The organism is Nocardia sp. NPDC060259, from assembly GCF_042728775.1.
Taxonomy (GTDB): Bacteria; Actinomycetota; Actinomycetes; order Mycobacteriales; family Mycobacteriaceae; genus Nocardia.
Genome location: NZ_JBHXAY010000031.1, coordinates 1 through 14,989 on the forward strand (window position 1 = coordinate 1; position 14,989 = coordinate 14,989).

Sequence of the window (14,989 nt, forward strand, 5' to 3'; positions counted from 1 at the left end):
ACTCGATACCGAGGGGCTGCTCAGCAAAACCCTTCCCAGAGACAAGCCACACTCTGGAGCCGCCGTTTACCCGGCGCACGCTGCGCTAGCACTCACAGAGCGGCCTGCCGCATTGTCGTCCGCATTCGCCGATACAGGCGTCGACTACGTTGCGATAAACGGGGCAACCGTCTACCGAGCTCGCGACGACGCAGCCGCCATGCGCCTGGTAGCAGCGCTCAGGAACGGTGCATTGAACACAGTTGGTCTTGTTAAGGCCGAAGCCCCAGCACACCTCCCGGTGGCGCATTGCTACGACCTAGATCCGAACCTCAACATGACTGGAGTCAACAACCCGCGATGCATTGCGCCAGTCGGCCGATACGTCATTTCGGTTGCTGGGGCAAACCTTCAAGAAGTGCGTCAACGGGCTGCTGCACAGTACAAGTTACTCGCGACGGCAGGCTAACCTCGATCTTTCGCGGGGCCTTCGGCCTGACGTAGCTGGTTTCGGATTGACCATCATGTCAATCCGGAAATACAATCCGGGCCTGTGGTACCGACAGCGAACCCGCTGATCGGGCCGACACCGCTTGCCTGAGACTGCGGATCAACCGTTCTCAACCTGGCTCAGGCCCAGGTTATGGCCGGCCTCCGCAACATCGCCAATGCCCACCGACAGACATCACGCTCGCGACATCAACCGGCCCGTCGAACTACTGATCACCCGCTGAGATCCGACTTTGCCAGAGCTCTACGGGGATTGCGCAGATCGTATGGGGCCGCGCGGGCGGGGGTCGTTGGCTGAATAGGGCCGACAAGCGGCCCCGCCAAAGATCACTGCCACAGCGCGATATGAACCAAAACAGCGGGTCCGGACTGTTACCCGGACCCGCCGTTGAATGGAAGATCAGCCCTCAAGCATTTTGGCGAGTTGCCCGTCCATCGCCTTCATGTTTTCCGCACCCGACAGGGTCTTGGTACCAATGGCCGCGAGGGCAGTGTTCAGCTGGATCGCATCACCCTGCCACTTGGATTGAATGACAGCGAACGCAGTCGAACCCGCACCCTCGGACCAGTTCGCCTCAATGAAACGCTGGAACTCGTTCTCGTAGTCCTGCAGCGCGGTGGTGATATCCTCCGCCGCCTTCTTCAGACCGGTACCGGAATCGTTGATCGCACCGAATTCATACCGGATTGCACCGAGGTCAGCCATTTTTTACCCTCCTTGTATTATGTGATGTCTTTTAGGAAAGATCGAGCTCGTGGGACGCGATGATTTCCTGCGCGACCCCGATCTCTGTCTCGCTGATCGTGTTCGCGACAGTTGCAACATTGTCGGAAGATTCGAAAAGCTTCTGGTTCATGCTCCGGGCGGCATTGAGGTAGCTGGTCATCGACTGCTGGAATGCCGTGCCCGCTGCGCCCTGGAAGGCCGGATTATTCACGTCCTGAGCGAGACCGTCGGCCCTCAGGATCATGGCATTGATATCGTCGTGCTTGACCTTCATGCTCTCGGAGAAGCTCTTAATCTCGGCCGGCTCCGCACTGAAACCCATCTTGTGACTCCTTCGCAGTCAACGGTGGGCCAGACCCCCCTGCTGGCGATCTGCGCCCCTTCATCTTGGTTGGACGCACCATCGGCGCGTTCGGTTCCATCATTTTCGGAAGAGTTTTCCGGACCTACGGCGAGATCGTGACAGTCTTCATCACTTCCTCACAAGCAGTGCTGACAGTCCCCCATCCTCCCGGGCCGTACTGGCAACCGACGTTGGTCTGGATGCCGTGGTCGAGTAGGACGTACCACCTGACGACGGATCCGTCGCCAGGAGATTCTTGGTAGCCGATCCCCCGGCGCCCAGCGAACACCACGTCACGCTCGGGGGTGCCGAACCGCCCTGGTTCAGCCTTCGCGATACGTGCTGTGATGTCCCTTAGCACTTCATCATATCCAGCCTGTTCTGCAACAGTGTTGTATGTCACAGTAATCCGGGCGGGGGTGGCGCCGCGCGAAACGAGCGCGGCTCGGTCCGTGTTGGATCCGGCGGTGAGCTGCCACTCCACCGGGATATTGAAGGTGACGCGACCCATCACGTGGTGTCGTGGTGCGGCGGCGCCCGAACCCAGCGTTGGTGGTGCGCTCGGTGTCAAGGGCACTTGGGTGGTTACCGGTGCCATCCGGGAAGTCGTGGAGGCGGTTGCCGCGTCGGCATCGCTGCCGCGGGTGGTTACGACCACGCCGACGGTGAGCACGGTGACCAGTACTGCTGCTGCCGCAACGATTTTCGCTGTGGCTAAGCGCGGGGAAGGCGCTGTGGCGGCGGCTCGCTCACGCAGGGTACCGACCCAGTCGGCGTTGTGCTCCGGAGCTTGGCGGGAGCGCTGTTCGTTGTGAGCCGACGGTGAAAGCAGCAGCCCTGTTGTAGGCATCGCCTGGACTAGTGGCGTCGGCTGTGCCGTCCACGACTCTGTGACGAACTGACGGAGACGATCCAAGAGCGGCTCGTCATGCGGGCCGACGAGGATCACCGAGGACGGACGGTAGCCGCCGAGCACCTTGCTAATTATGGAGATCAGCAGTTCGACCGCATCGTCGTTCCAGTCACCCGCGGCCAGGGTCGGTTCGAGTTCGCTGGCGGTAACCTCGATCTGATCCCTGGTTCGGTTGACCGCGGTAACCATGACGTCCAGCGACCCGATCTCGATGACCACGATGAGTTCCGACGCCGCGAACGACTGTCGCGACCTGGCGACACGAACAGCGATAGATTCCAGCACGATCGAACCGGAGTACCGCCCGAAGGAGCGACCAATACCAGTCCGCTGTGCCGCTGACCAGGAACTCGGGTGCGCGACCCCAATCGAACCGACCGGTGTTGACGGGGACAGGTCGGCGAAGACCTGGTCGACCACGGCATCGGTGGCGGCGGCCGTCGACATCGGCTGCGGCTCGAACCCGATCCACGCCGAATCCGATAGCGCGAAGGCGGAGATCGCAGGCTGCATCGGACCGACCGGTGCGCCGACCACGATGCCGTCCCGCACCGGCAACACCGTGGGTGCGACATCCGCGTGCCTGGCAGCGTTCCGCGCCAGAACGCGCGAATCGCTGACCACTACGTCGATATCGGTCACAAGGCCGGGCTCCATGCCACCTGCACCAGATCGATTGCGTTCCTGGTAACCAGGGTGCCGCGGCCCGGCGGCATCGCGCTGGCTCGCACGGTGCCGAACAGCTGGCCTTCGTCTCGGCTGCCGCTCATCACGAGACCGATGCAACCGACATCGCGCATCCGGGAGATGACCGGCTCGTACAGCGCACGCGAGGCACCACCCGAGCGGCGCGCGATGATCAGGTGGAAGCCGATGTCCTTGGCGTGCGGTATGAACTCGATCAAAGGCGAGAGCGGATTGCCCGACGATGTGACGACCAGGTCATAGTCGTCGATAACTAGATAAAACTCCGGCCCGCTCCACCAAGAGCGCGCCCGCAGTTCCTGCTGAGTGATCTTCGGACCGGGCATCCGAGACTTCAGAATGCCGACAATCTGTTGCACGTATGCAGTCAACACCTCTGACGAGGGCGCATAACCGGCAAGGTGTTTTGTCTCGACTGAGCCAAGCAAGGTACGGCGGTAGTCACCAAGGATGATCTTGGCCTGGGCCGACGTATTCGACTCCACGATTCCCTGCACGATGCCGCGCAGCAATGCGGTCTTACCGCACTCACTATCTCCGAACACCAAGAAGTGCGGCGTCTCACCCAGATTGAGCATGGCAGGCGCCAGTTCCGACTCATTGACACCGATCGGAACCTGCAGATTCGGCCGCGAGGTATCCAACCCCATCGGCCAATTGTTCATCGCCTGCAGCAGCGCCGGGCGCTCGAGCAGCTCAGGCAGCGTGCGGGTGCCGGGGGCGGGGCGCCCAGGCGTGCGCTGCGCGATCAACTCGACCGCATTCGCGACACCGACACTGAGATCCATCGGATCGGAGCTGCCGTCGACACGTGGCAGTGCCATCAGCATGTGCAGCGCGTCCGGCGTGATACCGCGACCCGGACGGCCCTGTGGCACAAGTGAGGCGAACTTGCGGCCGATGTCGGAGTCCATCGGGTCACCGAGGCGGAGTTCGATGCGCGTGGCGATCTGGTCCTTCAGGGCTGGGCGCGCTTCCATCCACCGGGACAGTGCGATGACGACGTGGACGCCGTAGGAGAGTCCTTGCAGGGCAAGGTTGGTGATCTGCTGCTCAAGTGCCTCGTAGTCCTGGCGGATCGTGCCGAAGCCGTCGATGACGAGGAAGGCGTCGCCGTAGGGGTCGGCGTGGGCGCCTGCCGCGGCGGGGCTGCTCTTGGGGTCCATCGCACGCAGGCGGCGGTACTCCACCATGGACTCGATGCCCAGCTGGTGGAAGCGCTGTTCGCGCTGACGGACCAGGGTGCTCATCTCGGCGACCGTGCGCCGGACCTTGTCCGGGTCCAACCGGTTGGCGACCGAGCCGACGTGCGGCAGACCTTCCAGGCTGGACAGGGTGCCACCACCGAAGTCGAGGCAGTAGAACTGCACCTGCTCGGCGGTGTGGGTCATCGACATGGCCATCACCAGGGAGCGCAGTGCCGTCGACTTGCCCGACTGCGGGCCACCGACGATCGCCACATGGCCGCGCGAACCCGAGAGGTCCAGCATCATCGGGTCGCGGCGCTGGTCGTACGGCCGGTCGACGATGCCGATCGGTGCACGCAGGGTGGCGGCGGCGGAGTACTCACCGGTGATGATCGAACGCGGAATCAACTGGTCCAGGGTCGGGGCGTCATCGAGCGGCGGCAGCCAGATCTCGTGGGCGGGGCGGCCGTGGCCGGTGATGCGGGAGACCAGCATGTTCAGGTTCGACATCTGGTCGCCGTCGTCGCTGGGGGACTCGGGCTCGTAGGTCGATTCGACCGGGACCGGGACACGGTCGGCGGTGCGGAAGCCGACGTGGTTGGCGCTGAACGGGCGGGCGTTGACGTCGATTTCGCCGCCGACGATGCCTGCGCTGGTGACCTCGCGCTGGGGGCCGCCGCCGACGTAGGGGCCGGAGACGTAGGAGGCCTGGAAGCGCTGAATCTCGCCGGAGTCGGCCTTGAGGTAGCCGCCGCCGGGGGAGTTCGGGAGGTTGTAGGCGTCGGGGACGCCGAGGACCTGGCGGGACTCGTTGGCGGAGAAGGTCTTCAGGCCGATGCGGTAGGACAGGTGGGATTCGAGGCCCTTGAGCTTGCCCTCTTCCAGGCGCTGCGAGGCGAGCAGGAGGTGGACGTGCAGCGAGCGGCCCAGGCGGCCGATCATCACGAACAGTTCGGCGAAATCGGGGTGCTGGGTGAGGAGTTCGGAGAACTCGTCGAGCACGACGAACAGCGCGGGGAGCGGGTCGAGGTCGGCGCCGGCGGCGCGGGCCTTCTCGTATTCGGAGACGTTGGCGAAATTGCCTGCCTGGCGCAGGACTTCCTGGCGGCGGTTCATCTCGCCTGCCAGCGCGTCCTTCATACGGTCGACGAGGTCGGCCTCGTCTTCGAGGTTGGTGATGACCGCGGCGACGTGCGGGACGCCGTCGAGGCCGAGGAAGGTCGCACCACCCTTGAAGTCGACCAGGACCAGGTTGAGCTGGTCGGGCGAGTGGGTGGCGAGCAGGCTGAGCACGAGGGTGCGCAGGAACTCGGATTTACCGGAACCGGTTGCGCCGATGCACAGGCCGTGCGGGCCCATGCCGTTCTCGGCGGCTTCCTTGATGTCGAGTTCGACCGGGTTGCCGTCGGCACCGACACCGAACGCGACGCGCAGTCGTTCGCGACCGTAGCGCGGGCGCCAGGCGCTGGCGGGGTTGAAGTTGCCGATGTCGCCGAGGCTCATCAGCTGCGACCAGGTGGAGATGGTCTCGTTGTCGTCGGTCTCGACATCGCTGCTGCGCTGGGTGGCTGCGCGGTAGGGGGCGAGGCGGCGGGCGGCCTGCTGGGCCTGCTCGGCGCTGACGCGGTCGATGGTGGCGAAGCGTTCCTGGTTGCCGGTGGCGCCGCGGCCGAGGCATTCGCCGTCCTCGACGACCATCTTGATGCCGCGCGAAACAGCAAGGCGGGGTGCGTAATTGCACAGGTCGATGATGGTGACGCCCTCGAAGCCGGATTCGCGGAGCTGATCGTCCTCGGCTTCGAGCAGGCCGCCGTCGACGACGATCACGACGTGCACCAGGTTCGGGTTGTTCGGCTGGTTACGCGAGTAGCGCACGCGGTTGCCGAGCAGCGGGTGCAGGCTGCTCAGCGCTTCGCGGATGGAGCCGTAGAACATGCGCTGGGTGCCGATGCCGTCGGAGACCTCGGGGTGCTGGGTGTGCGGGAGCCACTTGGTCCACTCCCACTCGCGCGCGGTGTCGGGGCCGCAGACGACGGCGACGAGCACCTGGTCGGGGGCCTGGAACATGCACAGCTGCAACAGCATCGCGCGGGTCATGTCGCGTGCCTGGGCGCGGTCGCCGTCGAGGGCGATGGTGCCGAAACCCTTCACCGCGATGGCGGTGGGCAGGTCGGGAACCGTCGAATGCGCGCGGACGAAGCGGCGCAGCGAGACGGCGGCGATCGGTTCCAGTTCCTCGACCGGGCCGGTCTCGGGGGCGACCAGCCGGGTGGCCAGGCGCTGACCGCCGAGACCGATGCGGGCGTGGCAGAAGTCCTTGTCGCCGGAGCGGCGCTCCCACATGCGGCTGGTGCCCGCGAGCATCCAGATCAGGCCGGGCTCGGGGTGGCTCCACTCGACGGCGGCGCGTTGCTGTTTGGCGGTTTCGTCGACGTCCTTGCGGACCTGGTCGAGGTAGCGCAGGTAGTCCTTGCGGTCCTCGTTGGCCTCGGCGGCCTTGGCGCCCTTGCCACTTCCCTGGCCGAACATGGTGACCATCGACATGATCATCATCAGCGGGAACATCATCGACATCGGGTTGCGCATCATGTCGCCACCCTGCGTGAACATCAGCGCCATCATGCCGACCATGCCGACGACCATGACGACGGGCATCAGCTTCATCAGCAGGTTGCCCGGGGTGATCCGGGGGATCTCGGGCGGCGGCTGCAACGTGACCTCGCCACCTGGCGTGCGCGGCATCTCGCGCCGGGCACGGCGCTGGAACCTGACTGTGCTCATGGTCGAAGACTCCCCCTGCTTGACTACTCGCTGCCTGTCCTCGCGACGGGCTCAGTGTAGAGGTCGCGGCCGACATGTCGTATGGTTCGTCAGGCATTCTGCTGTCCGAACGGTGAGTTCCGCAAACTGTCGATCGTCTGAGCGGTCGAGCGGAAACACGAGGTAGAGACGGAGTTGGGGGAGTTTTGACGCACGCGCGACTCGATCATCTTGAAGAGGATTCCGCGCGCGGCATCGTTCGCGCACCGGACCTGGCCCGGGTGACGATTCTGGCCAAGCACACGCAGGTCGACATGGCGATTCCGGTCGATGTGCCGGTCGCGCTCGTCATTCCGAGCGTGGTCGACATGGTCGCTCAGCACAGCCGGTCCAATGATTTCGACAACGACGGCGAGCGCTACGAGCCCGCCGAATGGGTGCTCGCCCGGATCGGCCACCCCCCGTTCTCGAACTCCCTCAGCCTCGGTGAGCACGGCGTCCGTGACGGCGAACTCCTCATGCTGGAGAGCGCATCGCACACCGCGCCGACGCCGCTGTTCGACGACATCATGTACAATGTCGCGATCGCCGACGCCGAGCACTACCGGAGCTGGACGCCGAAGACGGCGCGCATCACCGGTTCTGTGCTCGCCGCGATCACGATGCTGGTCGGCTGCTTCGGCCTGCTCGCCGCGCCGGACGCGTTGCCGTTCTGGGTGACCGGCTCGCTCGCGCTGTTCGTCGCCATCCTGTGCGTCGTCGCGGGCACGGTTCTCAGCCGCATGTACGGCGACACCTCCGCCGCGCTGGTCCTCGGCGGCTGCGCGCTGCCGACCGCGTTCACCGGCGGGATGCTGCTGGTCCCTGACCATTACGGCTGGGCCCATCTACTGCTCGGTTCAACGCTGTTCGGCGCCACCGCGGTGCTGGCCTGGCGCGTCACCGGTGTCGGTCTCGCCCTGTTCATCGGCGCCGCAACGGTATCGGTGTTCGTCATTCCCGCGGCGATCGTCGGGTTGCTCACCGATCAGCCGGTCAAGGCCGTCGGCGCGGTCGTCGCCGCGGTCGCGCTGGCCGGGCTGTCGCTGTCGCCGCGCGTGTCCATGCTGCTGGCGAAGCTGCCGCTGCCACCGGTGCCCTCCCCCGGCACCCCGATCGACCCGACCGAGGACGACCCGGACGACCACCGCGCCCTGCCGACCCTCGACGCGTTGCGCGCCAGGTCGGAGCGGGCCCGCAACTACCTCGCCGGCCTGGTCACCGCGACCACGCTGGTCACCGTCGTCGGCGCGCTGCTCGCGATCGACGCGGGCGCCGACGACGCCTACTGGCCCGGTATCGCGCTCGCGCTGGTCTGCGCGGCCGTGCTGATGTTCCGCAGCCGTACCTACGCGGGCGCCGAGCAGGCGATCGTGCTGATCGCGGGCGGCGCGGCGATCGTGCTGATCATGCTGATCGGCGTCTCGCTCGAAATGCGCCAGCCGCTGGTGGTTTTCGGTGCCGCGCTGGCCATCCTGATCGCCGCGCTGGTGATCGGCCTTATCGTGCCGAACCAGTCGGCGACACCGCCGATGCGCCGGGCCGTCGAACTGCTCGAGTACGCGTTCGTCGCCGCGGTGCTGCCGCTGGTGTTCTGGGTCGCCGAGCTCTACTCCCTCGTCCGCGGGCTGTGAACGCGAGCCTGCGCGTCGCGGCGGCGGCCGTGGCGCTCGGTGTCGGCGCGTCGTTCGGGCTCGGGGCCGCACCGGCTTCGGCCGAGCGTCCGCCCGCGGCCGATCCAGCGAACCTGCCCGCCGGTGATCCGGCCGCACCGCCCGAGAAAACCGAAGTCGGGTCGAACGCGGTGTGCACCACCGTGGCGACCGGCGGCGACGGCGCCGCAGTGCCGGATGCGCAACGCTCGCTCGATCTGACCCGTGCCTGGGAGTTCTCCCGCGGCGCAGGCCAATTGATCGCGGTGATCGACACCGGGGTGAGCAGGCACGACCGGCTGCCCGACATGATCGCCGGCGGTGACTACGTCGCCAATTCCGGTGACGGCGCCGAGGATTGCGATGCGCACGGCACCTTCGTGGCCGGGTTGATCGCGGCGACGCAGATCCCCGGACAGGGTTTCGCCGGGGTCGCGCCCGAGGCACGCATCCTCACCATCCGGCAGACCAGCAAGATGTATCAGAAGGAGGGGGCCAACCGGAACAAGGCTCCCGAGGAGATGCCCGACGGCTACGGCAACCTGAACACCATGGCCTCGGCCATCCGGCGCGCCGCCGATATGGGCGCGAGCGTCATCAATGTCTCCGAGGTGTGGTGCGGCACCAACAAGGGCGTCAACGACAGTGCCGTCGGGGCGGCGTTGCAGTACGCGGTCGAGGTGAAGAACGCGGTTCCTGTTGTCGCCGCGGGTAATTCGGATACCTGCAAGACCGCGAACACCGTGATCGACCCGCTCGAACCGAACGCGGACCCGTGGACGAAGACCGCGATGATGGTCAGCCCGGCCCGCTGGGACGACTATGTGCTCGCCGTCGGCTCGATCGACGCGAACGGCGCGCCGTCGAAGTTCACGGTCGCCGGACCGTGGCTCAGTGTCGCGGCGCCAGGCGAGAACATGACCTCACTGAGCCCGCGTGGCGCCGGGACCGCGACCGGGACGGTCAATCAGCAGGGCGCGACCGCCGCGATCAGCGGAACCAGTTTCGCGACGCCGCTGGTGTCCGGGGTGGTCGCGCTTGTCCGCGCGCGTTTCCCCGAACTCAGCGCCAAAGAGGTGATGAAGCGGGTCCAGGCGACAGCGCACGCGCCTGCCGAGGGCTGGAATCAGTACATCGGCTACGGCAGCGTCGATCCGATCGCCGCGCTCACCGCCGAGGTCACCGGATCGCTGCCGCCGAAGCGGCCGTCGCCTTCCAAGCAGGTGCAGCTCGCGGTGCCCGCACCGGCGCCCGTACCGGACAACACCGCCCGGAATGTGGGGTTGATCGGCGCGGGCACCGTCGGCCTGCTGTTCGTGCTCGGCATGCTCGCGTCCTACCCGATCCGCCGCCGGTTCGGAGTACGCGAAGACACCTGAGTTCGCGGGGCGGCGGACGCGGTACCGTCCTCGGGTACACACCCGTCGAACCAGGTAGCCGCATGGATCCGTTGACCACTGACCGCCCGCCGACCCGCAGGCAGCGGTGGGAACGCGCGACCAATCTGCCGCTGATGGTGCTGGCCGTGCTGTTCCTGCTGCTGTACGCCTGGCGGGTGCTCGACACCGATGCCTCGCCGACGCTGGATTCCGGTCTGCTGTGGGCCGATATCGGCATCTGGGCGGTCTTCGCGGTGGACTTCGCGGTCCGGCTGCGCTTGTCCACGAATCGCGCGCGGTTCGTCCGCAAGCATCCGCTGGACCTGCTCGTCGTGCTGGTGCCGCCGTTTCGCCCGCTGCGTCTGGTGCGCGCCGCGCTGCTGCTGCTCGACACCCTCAACCGGGCGACGAAACCACGTACGCGGCTGGTCACTTTCGTCGCCACCAGTTCGCTGCTGATCCTGCTGCTGTCGAGCCTGGCGTTCTTCGACGCCGAGTACGGCGCACCCGAGAGCAAGATCAAGACCTTCGGCGATGCCCTGTGGTGGTCGGCGGTCTCGGTGACGACCGTCGGCTACGGCGACGTCTACCCGGTGACCACCGAGGGCAGGCTGGTGTCGCTGGTTTTGATGACCCTCGGCATCGGCCTGATCTCGTTCGCCATCGGCACGATGACCAGCTGGGTCGTCGAACAGCTCAAGACGGTCGACGACACGGCCGATCGCGCCGAGCGGACCCTCGCCGAACTGGTCGCCGAGGTCCGCTCGCTGCGCACCGAGGTAGCCGAACTCCGCGAGCGGTCGCAGGCTCCGCCCGGCTAGTTGGCGGCGGGGTTGACCGTCGCGACCGGCTGCTTGGCCGGCGACGGATCAGGGGCGATGCCGTCGTGCGCGACCATGGCGTCCTCGCGGCCGAGGCTCGGACCACCCGCGAGCAGACCGACGATCGGCCACGGCGCTGGTTCGGCCTTCACCTTCTCCAGCCCGAGTGCCTTGGCCGCGTCGGCGTTCTTGATGCCGAAACGGACGCCGGTGTCGGCGATGTAGAACAGGCTGTCCTTGCGGCGGCTGTCGGGTTCGATGCCGGTGGTCTGGACGTAGGCGCCGGTGGCGGGCGGGATGTAGACGGAGTCGGCGTTGGCCTTGGACCCGTCGGCCTGGGCCAGGTTGACCAGCTTGGCATTGTCCGGGATGGGCAGCGCGATACCGGTGAGCACGGAGAGTTCGGCGCGGGCGGTGCCGTCGGCGTTGTCGGTGGCGCCCGCGATCGGCTTCCAGGTCAGGCAGCTGACGGGCTGGTCCTTGGCGGTCACCAGGGTCGGCCGGTCCTTCGGGTACGACCCCACCTTCAGCGCGCTGGAGACGTTGGCGAAGGTGTGCTCGGTCGACTGGATGGTCGTTCCAGTCATGTTGGTGTTGTACGAGTTCCGGATGATCTGCGCGGTCAGCGCGCTCACCGGCTGGAGTCCGTCCTGCAACACCACATAGTCCTGGTTCGCGGCGTTGAATACCTGGACGACGTCACCGATCTTGTGCCCGCTGACGCTGTAGGACGGGGTGCCGCCGGGGTTGTCGATGGTCGGCGAGATGATCGGCAGCACTTCGGGGATCGCGTTGAGCAGGCCCTCACCGATCGGTCGCGGTGTCTCGCCGACGATTCCGAGTGCCTTGGTGACGGCGGGATCGGTCAGGTTCACCCTGGCGCGTTTGCCCTCGTAGACAAGGTATGCGGAGTCCTTGCCCTGCACCAGCAGCGCCTTGCTCACGTCCAGCACCGAAGCCTTCGAGCCGAGATCGGGCGAACCGGCCAGGACCGAAGTGGTCAGGTCCTTGCTGCCGTCGGCCTTGAGCTGGTCGCACACCGACCACTGCCTGCCCTTGCCGTCCTTGTCGTACATGATCGACGACGGCGCACCCGGAATACCGATCAGCTGACCGCGCGGCTTCTTGCCGAGCTCGGATTCCTTGACGATCACGGCCTTCGACGCCTCACCGGCGGCCAGCCGGGCCGAGGCCAGGTTGAGCGCGGGGTGCACGACGTTCTCGATGACGACATAGACGCCGCCGGATTCCTTGCCGATCAGGATCTTGCTGTCGCCGATCTTGTCCTGCGGACGCAACAGCGCGAGGATGCCGCAACCGGCAAGGACGACCAGGCCGAGCACCAAACCGACCGCGTACGCACGGGTCTGGGCACGCATCGGATCGTGCAGCATGCGCACGTCCCGGCGCACCAGGGCGTGCTCCATCCGCCGCACCAGGAAGCGGTAACCGCTGACCTGCCAGCGTGTAGTGGGTTTTGAAGGCATGGTTCCTCCCCCGAACAGTGCTCTCGTCCGGGCAACACAGTACAGTTCCCGGCAGCACTTGTTCACATTCGGGGGAGGAACCAATGGCCGAGTTCACTGGTGCGGGTCCGCGTCCACTGTTCGGTCGCATCACGTTGCCGCACCTGCTCATCGCGCAGGTGCTCGGCTTGACCGCAGGACTCCTCACGCTGGTGTGCGGCCTCGGTCCCTTCCCCGCGCTCGGCATCGCCGTCGTCGTCGCGCTGGTGCCGCTGATCCCGATCGGCAAGCGGACTCTCCTCGACTGGCTGAGCACCATCCGCCGCTATACGAGCAAGCGCGACTACACCCTCGGCGACACCGTCGACTTCCGTGACACCGACGGCCGTTCGCTCGGCCTGTACTGGGACGGCAGCCGCGTGGTCACCGTGGTCGAGGTGCTGCCGCCCAAGGGCGGGCTGACCAGGATCGCCCGCAACGCCGTGCACGCCTCCCACCTGCTCCCCCTGCCCGAGCTGGCCGCCTGCCTCAACCAGCACGACATCCTGCTCAGCGGCATCGACATCATCAGCCACGGCCACCGCAGCCGCTCCGGCACGCCCGCGGGCGCGATCTACGAATCGCTGCTCGGCCCATTGCCCGCCACCGCGCATCGCACGGTCTGGCTCGCGATCAGCTTCGACGCGGTGGCCTGCCCCGATGCGACGGCCCGGCGCGGCGGCGGCACCGACGGCGCTTCGCGCGCGGTCACCATCGCGACTCAGCGCATCATGCGCACGCTCGAGGACGCCGACTGCAGCGCCCGTATTCTCACCGCGCCCGAAATCCGCAAGGCCGTGCAGCAGATCACCGCGGGCCTCGACCCCCGCACGCTCACCCAGCGGTGGAAGTACGCCGAGATCGGCAACACGGTCAATATCGGCGGCGCGGTCGACCCCAAGCAGCTCGGTTCGGATCTGCTCGCGCAGCTGTGGGTCGCGCCATCGCGCGGCACCACCGTCGCCGTGCGGCTGCGTCCCGGTAGCGACGCCGAATCGGTGAGCGTCGGCGCCGCATGGCGATTGACCGCCCGTGAGCTGCCGGAGAAGTCGTCGAGCAAGGGCATGGTGTCGATGAACGGCAGGCACCGGGACGCGCTGCTCGCGCATCTGCCGATCGCGGTGCCCGGCGTGGACGACACTGTGCCGACCACCGAGTATCCGATCGATGTCATCGGGGCGCTGCATCTGCCGTCGGCGGGCTGCGGTCAGCTGCTCGGTTCCGACGACGAGGGCAACGGTGTCGCCGCCAGGATCATCGGTGCCGGTATCTCCTCGGTCTATGTGGCGGGCGAGCTGTATCTGGCCCAGCAGCTGGTGTTCCGCGCGCTCGCGGTCGGCGAGCGGGTGCTCGTGCGGACCGACCGGGCGCAGGCCTGGGAGCAACTGGTGAGCACCGTCGGTAACCCGGAGCGGCTGACGATCGCGGTCGAAACACACCAGTCCGACGCGGGTTTCACCGCCACCGTCGTCGACGGTGTGCTGGCGCCCGCTCCGCACGCCGGTGTCACCACGATCTATCTGACCGGCGATCCCAACGGCTGGCCCGCTTCCCGTCCCGATCTGGAGATCTACCAGCCGGGCGCGATCGGCAACCGGGTGGTGCTGCGGACCGGAACGACCAGGGTCAACCTCACCCTGGTGTCGATCCCGCGTGAGGCGACCTACATCGGCCAGCCGCGCGGCCAGCGCTCGATGGCGAACGCCTGACCGGTCGGCATTTTCGTGCAATTCGCCGCTGTGGAGTCAGAAAACTGACCGGCGACGGCCGGATTGCACGAAAAAGCCGTGTCGAGCGACCGGAGGCACTACTCGCACAGGCCGCACTGGCAGACAGCTGAGCGCTCAGCCGGGATAAGGGTCCGCGGCTCTGGCAGCGCGCAGAGTCCGCCCCCACCAAGCCAATTGGCCGAGCATCCTGGCACTCGCGTCGATGGCGGCATGGTCGTCGGTCACGCCCTGTGCGTCGAATCGGCGTTTGGCCTGGGCGAAGCTCACCGACTCGCGCACCGAGACCATGTGCAGTTCGGCGACCACCTGCCGCAGCTGTTCGACCGCGCGCAAGCCGCCCGAGAGCCCGCCGTAGGAGACGAAACCGATCGGCTTGGCCCGCCATTCGCGTTTGGCGCTGTCGAGTGCCGTTTTCAGAGACGCCGGGTAGCCGTGGTTGTACTCGGAGGTGACGACCGCGAACGCGTCGGCGGCGGCCAGCCTGGCCCGGAACGCGTCGACCTCGGGTGTCTCGGTGAGGTCGACGGGCAACGCGATGTCGCGCAGGTCGAGCACGCCGACCTCGAATTCCGGCCGCTCGGCGACCATCCCGAGAAACCAGTCGGCCACCACGGGCGCGAACCGCTCGGGGCGGGTACTGGCGACGACGACCTCCAACCGCAGCGGTGTGTCCATCCCCCGAGCTTATCGATGCCGACCAGACCCCCCACCAGCGGCGCACGATGGATCGGGCACGATG

At 66.7% G+C, this 14,989-nt stretch carries 10 protein-coding genes and 1 pseudogene; 5 read left to right on the forward strand and 6 right to left on the reverse strand.

Features of this window, described 5'->3' with window-relative positions; genetic code table 11:
* Window positions 1-448: pseudogene (locus tag ACFWF2_RS14655) on the forward strand (hypothetical protein); the annotation flags it as partial.
* A 441-nt stretch (window positions 449-889) separates the two neighbouring features.
* Here the strand turns inward: ACFWF2_RS14655 and ACFWF2_RS14660 are convergent.
* The 4 genes from ACFWF2_RS14660 to eccCa form a co-directional block, all read right to left on the reverse strand.
* On the reverse strand, window positions 890-1,195 hold the full coding sequence (locus ACFWF2_RS14660; protein WP_379307964.1) for a WXG100 family type VII secretion target: 306 nt from the start codon (window positions 1,193-1,195) through the stop codon (window positions 890-892).
* 31 nt (window positions 1,196-1,226) lie between these two features.
* Window positions 1,227-1,538, reverse strand: a complete 312-nt coding sequence (locus ACFWF2_RS14665) for a WXG100 family type VII secretion target (RefSeq protein WP_379307965.1) — start codon at window positions 1,536-1,538, stop codon at window positions 1,227-1,229.
* A 124-nt stretch (window positions 1,539-1,662) separates the two neighbouring features.
* Window positions 1,663-3,114: a type VII secretion-associated protein gene (locus tag ACFWF2_RS14670; RefSeq protein WP_379307966.1), complete on the reverse strand. Its 1,452-nt coding sequence runs from the start codon at window positions 3,112-3,114 to the stop codon at window positions 1,663-1,665.
* On the reverse strand, window positions 3,111-7,145 hold the full coding sequence (gene eccCa / locus ACFWF2_RS14675; RefSeq protein ID WP_379307967.1) for a type VII secretion protein EccCa: 4,035 nt from the start codon (window positions 7,143-7,145) through the stop codon (window positions 3,111-3,113). Before eccCa ends, ACFWF2_RS14670 begins: the two co-directional genes overlap by 4 nt.
* Window positions 7,146-7,330: 185 nt before the next feature.
* Here eccCa and eccD point away from each other — a divergent pair, with 185 nt between their 5' ends.
* The 3 genes from eccD (at window position 7,331) to ACFWF2_RS14690 (ending at window position 11,015) form a co-directional block, all read left to right on the forward strand.
* Complete coding sequence (gene eccD / locus ACFWF2_RS14680; protein WP_379307968.1) at window positions 7,331-8,797, forward strand: type VII secretion integral membrane protein EccD; 1,467 nt, start codon at window positions 7,331-7,333, stop codon at window positions 8,795-8,797.
* Window positions 8,794-10,194 carry a type VII secretion-associated serine protease mycosin gene (gene mycP / locus ACFWF2_RS14685; protein ID WP_379307969.1) on the forward strand — a complete coding sequence of 467 codons (1,401 nt, stop codon included), beginning with the start codon at window positions 8,794-8,796 and terminating at the stop codon, window positions 10,192-10,194. Before eccD ends, mycP begins: the two co-directional genes overlap by 4 nt.
* Window positions 10,195-10,256: 62 nt before the next feature.
* A complete protein-coding gene (locus ACFWF2_RS14690; protein ID WP_379307970.1) occupies window positions 10,257-11,015 on the forward strand; it encodes a potassium channel family protein in 759 nt (252 codons plus the stop codon).
* On the opposite strand, the gene eccB is transcribed toward ACFWF2_RS14690, so the two are convergent.
* Window positions 11,012-12,502, reverse strand: a complete 1,491-nt coding sequence (gene eccB / locus ACFWF2_RS14695) for a type VII secretion protein EccB (protein WP_379307971.1) — start codon at window positions 12,500-12,502, stop codon at window positions 11,012-11,014. The two genes, ACFWF2_RS14690 and eccB, sit on opposite strands and share 4 nt — an antisense overlap.
* Before the next feature lie 83 nt (window positions 12,503-12,585).
* On the opposite strand from eccB, the gene eccE reads away from it, so the two are divergent.
* Complete coding sequence (eccE, locus tag ACFWF2_RS14700; RefSeq protein ID WP_379307972.1) at window positions 12,586-14,229, forward strand: type VII secretion protein EccE; 1,644 nt, start codon at window positions 12,586-12,588, stop codon at window positions 14,227-14,229.
* 135 nt (window positions 14,230-14,364) lie between these two features.
* Here eccE and ACFWF2_RS14705 read toward each other — a convergent pair whose 3' ends face one another.
* On the reverse strand, window positions 14,365-14,925 hold the full coding sequence (locus ACFWF2_RS14705) for an NADPH-dependent FMN reductase (protein WP_379307973.1): 561 nt from the start codon (window positions 14,923-14,925) through the stop codon (window positions 14,365-14,367).
* Between the last annotated feature and the right edge of the window lie 64 nt (window positions 14,926-14,989).